General features: G+C 63.0%; 13 protein-coding genes. 4 read left to right on the top strand and 9 right to left on the bottom strand.

What is annotated here, in order from left to right:
• Positions 1-30: 30 nt before the first annotated feature.
• Complete coding sequence (locus M9890_12590) at positions 31-900, top strand: amidohydrolase (protein ID MCO5177786.1); 870 nt, start codon at positions 31-33, stop codon at positions 898-900.
• On the top strand, positions 897-1,484 hold the full coding sequence (gene ruvA / locus M9890_12585) for a Holliday junction branch migration protein RuvA (protein ID MCO5177785.1): 588 nt from the start codon (positions 897-899) through the stop codon (positions 1,482-1,484). Before M9890_12590 ends, ruvA begins: the two co-directional genes overlap by 4 nt.
• Before the next feature lie 312 nt (positions 1,485-1,796).
• On the opposite strand, the gene hisD is transcribed toward ruvA, so the two are convergent.
• The 7 genes from hisD to M9890_12550 all read right to left on the bottom strand — a co-directional run bounded on the left by hisD (position 1,797) and on the right by M9890_12550 (position 12,128).
• Positions 1,797-3,140, bottom strand: a complete 1,344-nt coding sequence (gene hisD, locus M9890_12580; protein ID MCO5177784.1) for a histidinol dehydrogenase — start codon at positions 3,138-3,140, stop codon at positions 1,797-1,799.
• Positions 3,134-4,177 carry an ATP phosphoribosyltransferase gene (gene hisG, locus M9890_12575; GenBank protein ID MCO5177783.1) on the bottom strand — a complete coding sequence of 348 codons (1,044 nt, stop codon included), beginning with the start codon at positions 4,175-4,177 and terminating at the stop codon, positions 3,134-3,136. Before hisG ends, hisD begins: the two co-directional genes overlap by 7 nt.
• Positions 4,174-5,688 carry an ATP phosphoribosyltransferase regulatory subunit gene (hisZ, locus tag M9890_12570; GenBank protein MCO5177782.1) on the bottom strand — a complete coding sequence of 505 codons (1,515 nt, stop codon included), beginning with the start codon at positions 5,686-5,688 and terminating at the stop codon, positions 4,174-4,176. The genes hisG and hisZ overlap by 4 nt, the downstream gene beginning before the upstream one ends.
• Positions 5,685-8,138, bottom strand: a complete 2,454-nt coding sequence (pheT, locus tag M9890_12565) for a phenylalanine--tRNA ligase subunit beta (GenBank protein MCO5177781.1) — start codon at positions 8,136-8,138, stop codon at positions 5,685-5,687. The genes hisZ and pheT overlap by 4 nt, the downstream gene beginning before the upstream one ends.
• Positions 8,139-8,203: 65 nt before the next feature.
• Positions 8,204-9,247, bottom strand: a complete 1,044-nt coding sequence (gene pheS / locus M9890_12560; protein MCO5177780.1) for a phenylalanine--tRNA ligase subunit alpha — start codon at positions 9,245-9,247, stop codon at positions 8,204-8,206.
• 553 nt (positions 9,248-9,800) lie between these two features.
• Positions 9,801-10,886, bottom strand: coding sequence for a phospholipase D-like domain-containing protein (locus M9890_12555; protein ID MCO5177779.1), 1,086 nt, complete (start codon positions 10,884-10,886; stop codon positions 9,801-9,803).
• 525 nt (positions 10,887-11,411) lie between these two features.
• On the bottom strand, positions 11,412-12,128 hold the full coding sequence (locus M9890_12550; protein ID MCO5177778.1) for a hypothetical protein: 717 nt from the start codon (positions 12,126-12,128) through the stop codon (positions 11,412-11,414).
• Between the two features lie 111 nt (positions 12,129-12,239).
• On the opposite strand from M9890_12550, the gene eno reads away from it, so the two are divergent.
• Positions 12,240-13,547: a phosphopyruvate hydratase gene (gene eno / locus M9890_12545; GenBank protein MCO5177777.1), complete on the top strand. Its 1,308-nt coding sequence runs from the start codon at positions 12,240-12,242 to the stop codon at positions 13,545-13,547.
• Between the two features lie 37 nt (positions 13,548-13,584).
• On the opposite strand, the gene M9890_12540 is transcribed toward eno, so the two are convergent.
• Positions 13,585-14,994, bottom strand: a complete 1,410-nt coding sequence (locus M9890_12540) for a formimidoylglutamate deiminase (protein ID MCO5177776.1) — start codon at positions 14,992-14,994, stop codon at positions 13,585-13,587.
• 160 nt (positions 14,995-15,154) lie between these two features.
• On the opposite strand from M9890_12540, the gene M9890_12535 reads away from it, so the two are divergent.
• Positions 15,155-15,529: a hypothetical protein gene (locus M9890_12535; GenBank protein ID MCO5177775.1), complete on the top strand. Its 375-nt coding sequence runs from the start codon at positions 15,155-15,157 to the stop codon at positions 15,527-15,529.
• Here M9890_12535 and hutI read toward each other — a convergent pair.
• On the bottom strand, positions 15,480-16,503 hold a 1,024-nt coding region (gene hutI, locus M9890_12530; GenBank protein ID MCO5177774.1), incomplete at its 5' end, for an imidazolonepropionase. The two genes, M9890_12535 and hutI, sit on opposite strands and share 50 nt — an antisense overlap.

The raw sequence follows: 16,503 nt of genomic DNA, 5'->3' as shown, positions 1-16,503 counted from the left end.
GGCTACGTCGTCTTTGTGACGTGATCCACGATGGCAGACCGAGTCATTGATGCGCACGTCCACATCTTCCTGCCGGATGTCGTTGCCGACCGTGAGAGCTATCGACAGCGAGACGCCTGGTTCGGATCGCTCTACGAACGTCCCGATTACCTGCTCGCCTCACCCGAGGACCTGATCGCCAGCATGGATGAGGCGGGCGTCGATACATCGATCGCCTGCGGCTTCCCCTGGGCTGACCCCGGTATCTGCCGCGCACACACCGAGTGGATGGCAGAGGCTCGCCGCAACTATCCAGGTCGGATCGAGTTTCTCGGCATCGTCGTCCCGCACGATCCGTCTGCCGCCCGCGACGCCGAGCGCGCGTTCGACCTTGGCGCAGCCGGCATTGGCGAGCTCAACGCCGACGCACAGGGGCTCGATCTGCTCGATACCGCCTCGATCGCCGGGCTGATGGGTGTCTGCCGTGAACGCAACCGTCCAATCATGATCCACACGTCCGAGCCGGTCGGTCACCTCTACCCAGGCAAAGGCACCGCGACACCTGAGCGCATGATCCATCTGCTGACCGCCTATCCGGACCAGCCGGTCGTGCTGGCCCATTGGGGCGGTGGCCTGCCGTTCTACGAGCTGAATCGCGCCGTCCAGCAGGTCACCCGCAACGTCGTCTACGATTCCGCCGCTACGACCTACCTGTATCGCGACGACGTGTTCCGGTCGGTCGTCAACATCGTCGGCTCAGACCGAGTGCTGTTCGCCAGCGACTACGCTGTCCTGAAGCAGGGTCGCCTGCTGCGCCGCGTGCGCACCATCCTGGAACCAAACGACGCACCGGCCATCCTCGGCACCAACGCCGAACGTGTCTATCGATTGAACGAGATTGACGAGGAGGTGTCGGCATGATCGCAGGTATTCGTGGCGTCATTGCCGCCGTCGAGCCGTCCGCGCTGGTGGTGGATCTGCATGGCTTCCTCGTCCGGGTGCTAACCTCCGGTCGATCCGCCAGCGCTGCCGGAGGCGTCGGCGACCGCGTCGCGCTCGTCACCCACCTCGTTGTCCGCGAGGACGCGCTGACGCTCTACGGCTTCGTCGAGCAGGATGAGTTGGAGCTGTTTCAGCTGTTGCTAGCCGTCTCCGGTATCGGCCCACGCGTTGCGCTGAACATCCTGTCGTTCGACGAACCAGCAGCGATCTATACCGCCATTTCATCCGAAGACGTCAAGACGCTGTCGCGTATACCCGGCATCGGCAAGAAGACCGCCGAGCAGATCGTCTTCCACTTGAAGCGCAAGCTGCCCGAAGTCCTGCCGACCTCCGGCGGCGGCCCCCTCGACACCGCCGACCGCGAAGCACTCGCCGCACTCGAAGCCCTCGGCTACTCGCTCACCGAAGCGCGCGGCGCACTCAACATCGTCCAGGAACGCGACGGCCTCAGCATCGAAGAACGCGTGTTCCAGGCACTCCAGCGGTTGGGTAATCCGGGGTAGAAGACGCTGCGCGTCTTGGCGGGAGAATCCTGGCCTCCGGCCGCTGTCGCGTCAATCCTCGTGGCCGCTACGCCGGATCGCTGCTACCCGTGCCGCTCACGTGTCTAGCCGGGCGTATGCAATACGCCCCTACGTACCCAATGTGCCTCGCACCGAATATACTAGTCTGCGGCACAACTATCTAGTATCGCGGAAGACCAAATGTAGGGGCGTATTGCATACACCCATCCGGAAATATGCGACCGCGCAAAGGGCCACACACGCCAATCCGATACGAAACAACCTCCACCTCGCACCTGTCCACTACCCGCGCTACTCTGGCTGCATCAGCTCCAGCCGCCGCTCCACCGCCGCCGCATGTGCCGTCAGCCCTTCGGCGCGAGCGATCCGTGCCGCTGCCGGGCCATATGCCTCAAGCCCGCGCTCGTTCAGCCCGATCAGCGAGATGTACTTCACGAAGTCCGATGCGTTCACCGGCGACGAGAAGCGCGCGGTTCGTCCAGTAGGCATGACGTGACTCGGGCCAGCCGTGTAATCGCCGAGAACCTCCGGCGAGCTCTCGCCAAGGAAGATGCCACCGGCGTGCCGCACCGCCGGGACCCAACGCCACGGGTCCTCGACCAGCAGGCAGAGATGCTCCGGCGCATAGTCGTTCGCCAACGCGATCGCATCCTCCAGCGAGTCGAGCACGACAATCGCGCCGTTCTCGCCCAACGACTCACGTGCGACCGCTGCGCGCTCCAGCGTCCGCAATTGCAATTCGAGCTCGCCTCGCACCGATGCCGCCAGCTCGCACGAAGTCGTCAGCAGAATCGCGCTCGCCATCGGATCGTGCTCAGCCTGCGCCAGCATATCCGCTGCGCACAGCGTGGCCGTCGCCGACCCGTCGGCGATCAGTACCGTCTCAGTCGGACCCGGCAGCGCATCGATCGCCACCTCACCGTAGACCTGCCGCTTCGCCAGCACGACGAAGATGTTGCCCGGCCCGAAGATCTTGTCGACGCGCGGCACACTGGTCGTTCCGTATGCCATCGCCGCAATCGCCTGCGCCCCACCGACGCGAAATACACGTGATACACCAGCGATCCGCGCTGCCACTGCCGTGACCGGCGCGATCTGGCCGTTCTTCTCCGGCGGCGCGCAGACAACGACCTCAGATACACCTGCTACCGCCGCCGGAATCGCCGTCATCAGCAGCGACGACGGATACGGCGCGCTGCCACCCGGCGCATAGACGCCCACCCGCTCCAGCGGCACGACGAGCTGCCCGAGAATCCCCTCCGGCTGCGCATCAATCCAGGGATCGATGTGCTGCCGCTCATGGAAGCGGCGAATCCGATCCGCCGCTGTCTTCAGCGCATCGACAACGTCACTGGATACTTGGTCAAAGGCTGCGTCAAGTTCCGCGTCAGACACCTCAACGGCACTCAGCACAACGCCGTCGATCTGCTCCGTGTAATGCAGGAGTGCGCGGTCACCTTGCTGCCGCACGTCGTCAAGAATGCGGCGAACAACCTCGTCCGCCGTCAGGTCCTCGCCGAAGACGCGCCGCACACCCTCGCGCATGCGCGGCGAAAGCGGCGCATCGCGCAGCTCACGACGCGACAGGATCGCCTGACGCCCGGCATCAATGCCGGTGTAGGTCCGCACTACCATGGGCGGTACGCCTCATTCCCTCGCTGCTCCACCGCCTCCGCCAGCTCGACGAAGGCGTTCGAGTCCGTATCAAACATGTAGTCCGGCGTGCCCACCGTAATGCCACGCGCACCGGAGAAGCGCAGATGATCGACCGTTGCCAGCATGCAGTCGTCCGGCACGATCACGCTCACCGAGAACCAGTGCTCCGCGCCGACCTGCACGACCTTCGGAAAGACCGGCGACACCGTCGGTCCGGTCTCACCTGCCAGGTCGACGTTGCTGATGACCTGCGCCGCCACCTCTTCCGGCGATGCACCGGCGATATTCGCGGTAACAATCCTGAACGTCCGTGAGCGCAGCTTCGCCTCAATCAGCTCGATGACGACGCGTGCCTGGTGCATCCGCCGCCCAGTGCCCAACGTTCGCGCGTTCCCGATCAGGCACGCCTGCGCCCGCAGAACAACGCCACCCTCCAGCACCCGCAGATGATTGTCGCGCAGCGTCACACCAGTCTCGGTCAGATCGGCGATCAAGTCGGCGTAGCCCAGGGCCGGTGCAGCCTCCAACGCGCCGTGCGCGTCGATCAGGCTGAAGTAGTTCACCCCGTTGCGATAGAGGTGATCACTGACCAGGTTCGTGAACTTCGTCGCGACCCGCAACGGCTGTCCCTGGCGCTTCAAATCGATCGAGAGTTCGGCGAGATCGTCGATTGTCGTAATGTCGAGCCACGATTCCGGCACCGCCAGCACAACCTGACAGCGGCGGAAACCCAGATCCGGCACGATGACGTGGACGTCAGGATGCTCCGCCGCGTGCTCGGCGACGAGGTCGTAGCCGGTGATGCCAATGTCGGCGCTGCCGTCCGCCACCTTATGGACGATGTCCTCCGGTCGCTGAAACAGCACCTCAGCCTCGGGCACAGTCGGCATCCGACCGACGTACTGCCGTGGGTTCGGCCGCCAGTAGCCAAGCCCCGCCTTCGCCAGGAAGTCCGCTGTCGATGTCTCGTAGGCTCCCTTGCTGGACAGCGCAATCCGCAGCGCGTCACCCGTCATCCGGCGTCCTCCTCAGTCGGGGGCGGGACGGCATCGACCATCATTGTCGATCCATCAACAAGTGTCGTTATCTCGATTCGTCCGTCAACGAGGCTGGCAACGATCGTCGCGCCCTGGCGCTCGGCAGCGCGGCGCGTCGCAGCAACATTCCGACCACGGAGATCGAGCAGCGCCATCCATCCCGCCGCGCGGAATGCATCCGCCAGCCGCATCCCCGCGCCAGGATCATCACCCGGAACGACGACAACGGTCGGACTCGGACGCCCGACAGCAACCGCCCCGGCAGACGTCAGCACCCGTTCCAGTCCGTACGAGAACCCACAGGCCGGCACAGCGTTGCGTGCGCCAAGCACCTGAGCGAGGTCGTCGTATCGTCCGCCGCCACATAGCTGAGGGCCCCGGCCGTCCTCGCCATATATCTCGAATAGCATGCCGGTGTAGTAGTGCAGGCCACGCCCCATGCCCAGATCGATCGTGATATCGTCGCGGCTGAACCCATTTGCTTCCAGCAGCGCAATGATCTGTTCCAGCTCGGCGAGGGGGTCAGCCGACAGCCCGTGCCCGCGAACCAGCTCGTGCAACGGCTCCAGCACCTCGCTTGGCGGGCCCGACAGCCGCGTCAACGCCGTGACGAAGTCGGCAGCCTCGCGCAGCACGGCAACATCGTGGTGCCGTCGCCGCTTCCGCATCAATCCGCGCGCGATGTCCTCCGGATCACGGATGCCGCCATCGAAGCTGATGCCTGCTTGACGTAACACGCTGACCAGAGCCTGCTCACTCAGTCCGTCCAGACCATCATCGACCAGCGCCGCGTCCGCTTCGACGCGTTCATAGCGCGCCAGATGCGGGGGCAGCTCGTGGGCCGAATCATCCCCCTTGCGCAGTCGTTCCATGCTCCAGGTCAGCCAGTCCTGCGCCCGCTGATCAATCTGTAGCGCGCTCAGATAGCCAACAACGACGCCGATGTGCCCGAGCACCAGCCGCATCCGTTCGACACCAGCGCGGCGCAGACCATCGATCGCCAGGTTGATGATCTCGGTATCAGCCAGCGGCCCAGCCGCACCGATCAGTTCGCAACCGTACTCGGTGAACTGCCGCGACCGACCAGCTTGCGGCTTTTCGTAGCGAAAGACCGGCCCTGAGTAAGCGAGCCGCACCGGCAACGGCTCCGACTGCAACCGTTCGACATACAGCCGCACGACAGATGCGGTGAACTCGGGTCGCAGCGCCAGATCGCGTCCACGATGATTGAAGGCATACAGTTGCGCCACCCGCTCACCGCCGGACTTCCGCAAGAACAGCTCGGTCGCTTCAACGACCGGCGTTTCCACCTCGCGATAGCCGTACCGTCCGGCGTTGGCAACGAGCGAGCCGCGCAGCGCTTCGATAACAGATCGATCGTCGGGCAGCAGGTCGTGCGTGCCCCGCACGCGCTCGATTGGACGCGCGCCGCGACTCGCCCGCCCACCACTTTCGCGATCAGGTGCCAGCGTCGTTCTCGATTCACTCACCCGCGCAGCGCCCCACCGACGCGCTTCGACACGCTCTGCGTAATCCGAGTGCGGATGCGCTCGACTTCATGCTCGGCAAGTTGCCGGTTCGGCGCTGACAGCGTGACCCGGTAGGCCAGGCTCTTCTTGCCAGCTTCGATACCCTCGCCGCGGTAGATGTCAAACAGCGTCGCGTCGGTCGCCAGCGGTCGCGCGCCATCCAGGATCGCCTGCTGCACGCTCGCCGCCGCAGTTGCCTCGTCCACGACGACCGCGAAGTCCTGCCGGATCGGCTGGAATCGCGAGACGGTCGCGACGCTCCAAGTCTCCAGTAGCGAATCCGCAAACGACGTCAGATCCATCTCCGCGAATGCGACCCGACCCGTCACCTCGAATCGTTCGGCCACCAGCGGATGAATCTCACCGGCGATGCCGATCTGGATGCCATTGAGCTCAATCGCAGCCGAGCGACCCGGCTGCATCGACGGATGCTCCACTGCGACCCATTTCAGCTCACCCGCACCGAGCCGACGGCCCAACGACTCGATCACACCCTTCAGGTCGAAGAAGTCCAGGTCCGACTCGTCCCTGCGATACCACGACTCCGGGTCGCGCGCACCACTCAGCGCAATTGCAACCGAGCGCAATTCGTCCGGCAGCTCATCGCGGCCACGTGGCTGATAGGTTCGGGCTGTCTCAAAAATCGCCACCCGCTCTACGTATTTCCGGTTCTCAGCAACGATCTTCAGCAGCGACGGCATCAGCGTCGGCCGCATGATTTCCCAGTCGGCACGCAGCGGATTCGTCGCCCGAACGAAGTCCGCCTCGGGTCGTGGGTAGGCACCCAGCACATCGGGAACTTCGCCCCCGGCGGCCGAGATATGGACAAGGTCGGCATCCGAAACCATTGAGTACGTAATGACCTGCGTCAGCCCCGCCGCGACGAGCGCATCCTGCGCCACTCGGTCGGTCAGCCGCGCCGGATCGCGCACGATCGACACGGCACCACCAGTCGGCAGGGTCTCAGGCAGCGACTCGTATCCATAAATACGAATGACTTCCTCAACCACGTCCGCCGGGATATTGATATCGCGCCGGTAGGTTGGCGCAGACACAACCACGACCGGCCCACCATCGCCCTCTTCAACCATCGGCTGCAGGTCGAGCCGGCCAAGAATCTGCACGACGGTATCGAGTGGGATCTGCATCCCCAGCAGCCGTTCCACCTCGGAGTACGGCATGCGCACGACCGAGCGTTCACGCGGGACCGGATATGCGTCTGCCACGAGCGTCAGCTTCGCGCCGGGATCGATCTTGCTCAGCAGCGCAGCGAAGCGCTCCAATGCCGTCCAGGCCAGGTTCGGATCAACGCCGCGCTGGAATCGCGAGGAGGCTTCAGACGGCAGCTTGAGGATGCGAACTGCACGCCGCACTGGCTTATCGCTGAACGACGCCGATTCCAGCAGCACGCGCGTCGTGGTATCCGACACTTCGCTCTCGACGCCGCCCATCACGCCGGCCAACGCCACCGCTCCCTGCGGATCGGCGATTACCAGCATCTCTTCGTCCAGCTCACGCTTGACGTGGTCGAGCGTCTCAAGCCGCTCACCGTGCTGCGCACGTCGGACGATGATGCGCTGATCGGTCACCTTATCCGCGTCGAACCCGTGCATCGGCTGACCGAGCTCGATCATGATGTAGTTCGTCAGATCGACGATGTTGTTGACCGGCCGCATGCCAGCGTGCGTAAGCCGCTGCTGCATCCATTGCGGTGACGGCCCGACCGTCACGTTCTCGATAATCGCGAACGCGTAGCGACCACATAGATCGGGCGCGTCGATCGTGACGAGCGAATCGTCTCGCGCGACTGCACTGAGATCCGCCAGCACTGGCGGCGTGATCGTCGTGTCGACAATCGCCGCCAGCTCGCGCGCGATGCCGACAATCGAGAAGGCATGCACCAGGTTCGGCGTGATCTCGAACTCGATCACGTCATCACCCAGGTACTCCTGCAAGGTCGCACCGACCGGCGCAGCATCTGGCAGCACCAGGATGCCCTCGTGCTCCTCGGACATGCCCAGCTCTTTCTCCGAGCAGACCATGCCCTCCGACTTGATCCCCCGGATCTTGCTCGGCTTGAGTGTCTTGTACTGCAACGTATCGGCATACGGATCGATCAGCCGGGCTCCCGCCAGCGCCAGCGCGACCCGCTGCCCGGCAGCGATGTTCGGCGCGCCAGTCACGACGGTGAGTTGATGCGGCCCGGCATGGACCGTTGCCAGCACCAAGCGATCGGCATCCGGGTGCCGCTCGACAGCGACGACCTCAGCGACGTAGACGTTCTCCCACTCAGCACCGATCTGCCTGACGCTCTCGGCCTCAAGCCCGGCCATCGTCATCCGACGCGCGATCTCGGCAGTCGGTAGATCTACGCTAATGTATTCGCGGAGCCAGCGAACTGGGACCTGCATCGTGTTTCCCTCCAGGCGCGCTTCAGCACTGCGCCGTTACTTCATCCTCGTCAACAACGACAGCGCTACAGGCGCGCCCGCGCAAACTGGCCCAGGAAACGGAGATCGTTCGCCGAGAAGAGGCGAATGTCCTGCACGTTGTACTTCAGCATCACCAGCCGCTCGACGCCCATGCCGAACGCCCAGCCGGAGTACACCGTCGGATCGTAACCGACGTTACTCAGCACGTTCGGATGCACCATCCCCGCGCCCAGCAGCTCGATCCAGCCGCTGTTCTTACAGGTCCGGCAGCCGCGGCCACCGCAGAACGGGCAGTCGATCGACATGTCAACGCCCGGCTCAACGAACGGGAAGAAGTCGCAACGGAACCGCACCTTGCGCTCCGCGCCAAACATCTGCCGCGCGAACTCGGCCAGCGTGCCCTTCAGATCCGCCATCGTGATGCCGCGATCGACCGCCAACCCTTCGACCTGATGGAAGTGCCACTCGTGCGTCGCGTCCTGTGCCTCGTAACGATAGGTGCGCCCCGGCACGACCACCCGCACCGGTGGCTCCTGCTGCATCATCGTCCGGATCTGCATTGGCGAGGTATGCGGACGCAGCGTGATCTCGACGGTGTCGGATTCGATGAAGATCGTGTCCCAGACATCCCGCGCTGGATGGTCCTTCGGGATGTTGAGCATGTCGAACGAATACTCAGCCAGCTCGACTTCCGGCCCTTCAACGGTCTGGAACCCGAGGTGCGCGAACACGTCCGACACTTCCCGGATCATCGCGATTAGCGGGTGCAGGTTGCCGACAAACGGTGTGCGCCCCGGCAGCGTAACGTCGATCGACTCTGTCCGCAGCCGCTCGTTCAGAGCTTCCGCCTTGATCGCGTCCTGCCGCGCCTCGAATGCCGCCTCTAGCTGCTGCTTCAGCTCGTTCAGTTCGCGCCCTCGCTCGCGCCGCTCGTCCGCATCGAGGCTGCCCAGCTCGCGCATCGCCGCGCTCAGTGATCCCTTGCGTCCCAGCACGTCGCGATGCCAGTCGGCCAGCCCGGCCTCATCCCTGACGCTTTCGAGTGTCGCCAGCGCGTCGATGTGCAAGTTCTCCAGTGTCGTGCTCAAGTGCTCATTCCTTTCCCGTCCGCGGAGGTTTATCGTCCCGAGCAATATTTGTAATAGCAATATTCAGAATCAAAAAAAGACCGCTCTCCGCCAGGGGCGAAGAACGATCTCGCGATACCACCCTGATTCACCGGCGGCTTTCACCAACCGGTCTCAGTTGCCTGGGCTCGGCCATGCCGCACCCAATGCACGCTCCGCTAACGGTGAGCGACCGTAGACGACACTTTGCCCACGCGGGGTGTTCACCGTCCAGCTCCGGAGTGAATGTCGCGGTGGGCGTCCGAGCCGGCTCTCAGTCGTATCGGCCTGGCATCCCTGTCGGAGTCCAACTCCGCAACCCGTCTCCATCGACGCTGCGTCAAATATCAGCATGCAGTATAGCAATCGCACCCTGTTATGGTCAGTGCTCATGCCGAATTGAATGTGCTGTCCAGTACCCATGCGCCGAGCACGCCGCTCAGGCGGCTGACCCGTTCTCCTGTCATCTCGAACCGCAGTGAGAGATCTCCCAATCGTTCAACACAGTCCGCGCTGGGGAGGCTGTTGTAGCCGACTACAGAGGCCGCGACTCACCGCGATACTTCTCCGTGAGATGCCCCACGAAATCAACGTAGCTTTCCGCCAACGGCGCAGAATCGATGATGAGGATATTCTCGGCATTCTGCATTGCACTGCGACTGAAGTTGTACGAACCGGTGATAACCGTCTGATCGACGACCAGCACCTTCGCATGCATGAAGTCGTGCGGCGTTGTCGGGCTGTACGGCGTCGAGATCTTCCCGACCAGGCCGGCGCGCTGCACGATGCCCTTGATAGCCGGGATCTTCCAGTGGTTTTGCGGCACCGACTGCCACTGATCGAGCACCGAAGCCTGCTGCGTCCAGTCGTAGAGGCCGCTCACTGGCACGGCGTCGGCATCCAGCACTGATTGCAGCGACTTGAGCAACGACGACGAATTCATCAGCATGCTCCAGATCACAACGCGGTCTTTCGCGCCCGCTACAATCTCGGCGATCCGATCGTCGATCTCCTCGCCACGTCCCGGCGAGAACTCGACGGCGACCTCGGCCGAGTCGTCGTTGTAGCGCAACTCAACCGGCGCAGTTTCGAAATCACCGCTGCCCTCAAAGTTGCCGTCCGACCACAACTCATGAAAGTTGCGCATGTACCAGTCGGCGATCTGCTGTGACCGCAGCGTGAGAATGTTGTTCTCCTCTAGCGTCCAGGAGTCGTCCGTGAAATTCGTCGAGCCGGTCCAGACGACGGCGTCGGCGTGCCCAGCATCGCGAATGACGTACTTGTGATGCATCAGCTTCCGACCGCCGATGCGTCGCCACGGATAACCGAGCGACTGGACAAACATCCCGGTGCCCGACTCAGCCGGGTCGAACCCGTTCATCGGATCCGGCATTTCCGGCTTGTCAGCGTCGTAGGCGATCCTGATCCGCACCCCGGCCTGCGCTCGTTCGGCAAGCGCCATCACAACGATCCTGGCAACCTCCGGGCTGAGCCGCATATCGTAGACGGCCAGATCAAGCGACTTCTGCGCGCCGTGCACAAACTCCGCGAACGACTCGGCAATCGCCTTCGCCGTCTGCTCATGCTCCGCCAGAAATCGCACCGCCAACGTATCGCTCATCCCCGCCTGCCTCCCGCCAGCTCAGTCCCTGAAAGTGCTGCTCGTATGCTATATCGTAACGCGATAGGAATTAAGACAGGTCACATGTACCAATTGGTCCGCGTCCAGGCTGGTGGCTGAGCCCTCTCCAATGCCCCACCGCATACCGTCGTAGTTGATTCGCCGCCGACCCCCGGAAATCAACGCGAGGCCAGCTACGGACGCACAGCGGCTCATCAGCGTCAATTTGTCGCGTTGTTGGAAGCAGCCGCCACCCCTGTACCTTGTCATCTTGAGGCCGCAGCCGAAAGATCTCCCACCCGCTCACCACAGTCCAACGCAGGGGGAGATTTCTCGCGTGCGCGCTCGAAATGACAGAATCAGGAGACTGCTGCCGTGCCGGAGTACACAACACCTTGGCACGACAGTCACTCCCGTATCCTGTCTTTTCGACCCGCAGTGAAAGATCTCCCAACAGCTGGATGCGGTCGTACGCAGGAGAGAAACTTCCCTGAATTAGCAGGTCGCTCGCTGTCGTTCACACCATCACGATGGTTCCAGCAGGCTTCTCGCCGTCTCCAGGTCAATGCGCCGGTAATGCTCGACCGGACGTCCTCCTTCGATCAGCTGCTCCCGGCATGCCAGAATCGATGCCCTCGCGGCTTCGTCCAGCTGCACCGTTTCGCCGACGGCTGCCGCAACATATTTCTCGCTGACGGCGTTACCAACTGCCACAACGTCCGCATTCCGAACTCGTCCGCTCGCGTCATAGGCCAACGCCGAACGGAGGCATCCACCGGACACCGTCGACCGGCCGAACGTCGGATTGCCTGGCTGCCCATCGGGAACGAGCAGGCAGGTGATGGCACGGTCGTTGATCGCTCGCAGCAACGCCTCCGCATCATCCTCGACAACCACTTCCTTGTGATCCGGCCAGATATCGATCATCGAGTGGTTGCCGTGCTGCTGCCCGACGTGAAACACAAAGTAGTCAGCGTAGATGAAGAATGCTTCAGCGCGCTGGCGCTGGATGTCGTAAAACGCCGTGATCGTCGCCAGCGTCAACACGCTCGCCCCGAACGAGCCGCCCGGCTCACGGACGACAATCCCCAGTCGGTCGCGGTCATCGAAGCCCGGAAACAGGTCCGGAATGCCGACCTCACGTCCTTCGACTTTCAGCGAGAACATGTCGCTAGTCAGTTCTTTTGTCGAATGCACATCGTCCCCTGTCGTCAACACATCGCCCTGCAACGGCTGTCTCACGACCGTCACCACCCGGATCAGAGCATAGCGGCGATGTTGAAAACAAGTACGATTCATACACGCGTGCGTGCACTGGTTCGTCACGTCGATGGTAGCGGGAGGAGCTCGACAGTGTCAGGTTGGGGAGATACGGCTATTGAGTCGATCTGGGCGAGGGAGATCCTCGATTCACGAGGCAATCCAACTGTCGAAGTAGATGTCACCCTGCTCGACGGTTCCTTTGGCCGCGCAGCGGTACCGTCTGGCGCGTCCACTGGCCAGTTCGAAGCCGTCGAGCTGCGCGACGGCGACAAGTCCCGCTACGGTGGCAAGGGTGTCCAGAACGCAGTCAACAACGTCAATGCCGTCATCGCACCCGCGCTGCAGGGCGAGTCCGCGGTCGATCAACGCCATGTCGATCAGATCATGATCGATCTTGATGGCACCCCGAACAAGGGCAATCTCGGCGCAAATGCGATCCTCGGTGTCTCACTCGCCGTTGCCCGCGCCGCCGCCGAGTCCGCGCAATTGCCGCTCTACCGCTACCTCGGCGGACCCAACGCCGCAACGCTGCCGGTCCCGATGTTCAACATCCTGAATGGCGGCAAGCACGCCGAAGGTTCGAGTGTCGACTTCCAGGAGTTTATGGTCATGCCGGTCGGCGCTCCCTCGTATCGGGAGTGCCTGCGCTGGGGTACCGAGGTGTTCCACAGCCTGAAGGCCGTTCTTAGTGAGCACGGTTATTCGACCTCGGTCGGTGACGAAGGTGGTTACGCGCCGAGCCTGGGCTCAAATGCCGAAGCCCTCAGCCTCATCGCTGAAGCAATTCAGCGCGCCGGGTACAAACTCGGTGACGACGTCATGCTGGCGATGGACCCGGCGTCGACCGAGCTCTTTGAGGATGGCGTCTATAACCTGCGCGGCGAGGGCCGCACGCTCACTGCCGACGAGATGATTGACTGGTACGCCAATGCCCGCGCCGAATACCCCATCATCTCGATCGAGGACGGCCTCGCTGAAGATGACTGGGACGGCTGGAAGGCGCTGACGGCCCGTTTGGGTGACCAGGTGCAGCTCGTCGGCGACGACCTCTACGTCACCAACACTGAACGTTTGGCACGCGGTATTCGCGAGGCCGCCGGCAACTCAATCCTGATCAAGCTGAATCAGATCGGCACGCTGACCGAGACATTCGATGCCATCGACCTGGCCCATCGCAACGGCTTCACTGCCGTCATTTCACACCGCTCCGGCGAGACGTCCGACTCATTCGTCGCCGACCTCGTCGTTGCGACGAATGCAGGCCAGATCAAGACCGGCGCTCCGTCGCGCATGGATCGCGTCGAGAAGTTCAACCAGCTCCTGCGCATTGAGGAACACCTCGGCGACGCCGGCAAGTTCGCCGGCCGCTCGGCGTTCGGTCGCCGCCTCGAAAGCTAAACTCATCGGATCGGCGCGTCATTGGCGCGCCGGTCACTCACTCCTCGCCCAATCGCTTCATGACCGTTCTGTATCGAGCGAAAATCGCGTCTTCCTGACCGTGATGTCGATCGCGGATGACAGCGCGCCCGCCAACGATCACGTCACGCACCGCCGTCGACGGTCCGCTGAAGATCCACCCGTCCAGCACCGTCTCGGGCCCGTGTCCGACCAGCTTCGGATCATTGGGATCGAGCACAAAGAAGTCGGCCCGCATGCCCGGCGTCAACGCGCCAATCGGCTGCCGCAGCGAGCGTGTTCCGCCCTCCAGCGCCTGATCGAAAAGTTGCCGACCCGGCTGTACCCCGCCTACTGCGCGACGCGGCAGAATGTTCAGGTTCAGGTTCGTCAGGCGCTGGACGAACGCCATAAGTCGCAGCTCCTCGGCAACACTCAGCACGTAGTCGCTGTCGGTTCCGATCCCCCACAGGCCGTTTGCGGCCACATAGTCGCCCAGCGGGAAGATACCGTCTCCCAGCCCCGCCTCAGTCGTCGGGCACAGCCCGGCAATGACACCGCGCTCCTGCATGCCGCGGCGCTCGTCGGCATCGCAATAGGTCGAATGAATGAATGTCCAGCGCTCGTCGATGTCGAGGTTGCTCAGCAGCCACTCGCCCGGCCGAGCGCCGAGCGTCGCAAGGCACTCGTTCACCTCACGCATCTGCTCCGCCACATGCAGGTGGATCGGTGCGTCAGGGTACGCTCGCGCCAGATCGGCAACGACGCCACTCAACTCCTCGACATCCACCGCCCGGATCGAATGCGGCGCGATGCCGACCGACACCTGCGCCGAGTCCGCACTCTCGGTAATCAGCCGCTCGACCATCTCAGCGTACGCGTCGCCATCGAGGATGAATCGGCGCTGCTCTGCCTCGGGCGCGCGTCCAACCCCGGCACGCGTATACAGCACCGGCAGCAGCGTCAGCCCGACCCCGACCTGCTCGGCTGCCGCCAGCACTCGCTGCGCCATCTCGGATGGGTCCGCATACAACGACCCATCCGGCGCGTTGTGCAGATAGTGAAACTCGCCGATCGTGGTGTATCCGGCCTTCGCCATTTCCAGGAATGCCTGCGCCGCGATCGCCTCGAAATTATCGGGCGAAATCCGGTTCGCGAAGGCATACATCCGCTCGCGCCACGTCCAGAAGCTCTCTTCAGCCGTCGAATCGGTCGGCGGCTCGGAGCGCCCGCTCAGACCGCGCTGATGCGCGTGCGAATGCACATTCGGCATCCCCGGCACGACAAAGCCGTCTAGCCGCTCAATGTCGCCATCAGCCCAACCGTCGATCGGCTCGCTACTCACCGCAGTGATGACACCCACGTCGTCAGTCGCGACAAACCCCGGCGACAACCATCCGTCCGGCTGATGCAGATGCATCGCCCGAAAGCACCGACCACCTCGACTCATCTTCCCGCCCCTTACCGATCAGCCGAAACGACCAAACAACGAGAAATATCCGCACCGCAGCACCTCTCTTCCCTGCACACACACCCTATTCCACGTAAAATCAACTCCTCGATACAACGAATCAGGCCCATCGGAACTGCTGAGTCCCGAGGAGTCAGGTATGAGTGCGCACGAAGACGTGATTGACAACTACGCCAGCAGCCTCATCGAGCCAGATGAATTGCGTCGGATCGCGATGCTGGAGCGCGTCTGGGCCGACGACTGCACAGTCATCCTACCGGAGATGTGCCTGCGTGGACGCGACGAGGTCAACGCTCATATCGGCCGGATTCAGCGCGAGTATTACGGAACAGCGACCCCGACACTGAGTGGGGCATTCGACATAACCGATCAGTTCTTGCGGTTTGAATGGCGCATCCTCACGCCACTCGGTGATGTCGTGAACGCGGGTGTCAACTTCGCTGACCTCGATGAGGACGGCCGAATCAAGCGTCTGGTTGTGTTCTTCGGCTTTCGTCCGCCGAGGGCGCCGTGACGCGACGGCCATCGTCCACAACGACTGCGCCATTCTTCACGACTGTCCGGACCGCGTTGCGTCCAAAACGGTAGGCAAGATCCTCATGGCGTTCGATGTCGAGCACCAGCACGTCGGCTTGCTTTCCGACGGTGAGACTCCCGACGACACCTGCACGATCGACAGCAGCCGCTGCGCCAATCGTCGCGGCCAGAATCGCTTCGGCTGGTGACAGCCGGTAATAGCGACAGCCGAGTGCAATTGCCAGTTGCATGCTCGGCATCCAGCCGCCGGGGCAGATGTCAGTTGCCAGAGCGATCGTCATACCCGCGTCGAGCATCGAGCGCCCGTCTGCCAACCGCGGATGATCGACCGCAAAGTCGATCGATGGCATCAGAACGCCAACGACTCCAGCCTCGGCCAACCGGCGCATTTCGGCTTCGGTTGTGTAATTGAGGTGATCTGCCGATACACACCGGAGGCGCGCAACAGTGTTGATTGCGCCGGTATGCGAATACTGGTCGACGTGCACCTTGGGCCGCAGCCCAGCTGCGAGACCCGCTTCGAGAATACGCTCAGTATCGTCAGGCTCGAAGTAGCCCGGCTCACAGTACACATCGCAGAACTCGGCCAGCTGCTCGTCAGCAACGCGAGGGATCATCTCATTCACGACGAGATCAACGTAGTCAGCCCGGCTTGATCCATGCGGCACGGCATGTGCACCAAGGAACGTGCTGACGATATCGACCGACGCGCGAGAGGCCAGCTCGCGATTGACACGCAGCATCGCCAGCTCGCTGTCGGTCGTCAGCCCATAGCCGCTCTTACTTTCGATGGTCGTGGTCCCGGCCAGCAACATCTCTTCGATGCGCGGCAGCGTCTCACGAACAAGGCCCTCGACGCCCAGCTCATGCACGGCGGCAACGGAGCCGACGATCCCGACCGGCGCACCCGTGGCACGTAGCGCCTCCAGGTCGGCACCAATGATCTTGGCA

It is taken from the genome of Thermomicrobiales bacterium (assembly GCA_023954495.1).
Classification (GTDB): Bacteria; Chloroflexota; Chloroflexia; order Thermomicrobiales; family CFX8; genus JAMLIA01.
The sequence above is the reverse complement of the archived record's forward strand: the minus strand, read 5'-3'. Positions and strand labels throughout refer to the sequence as shown.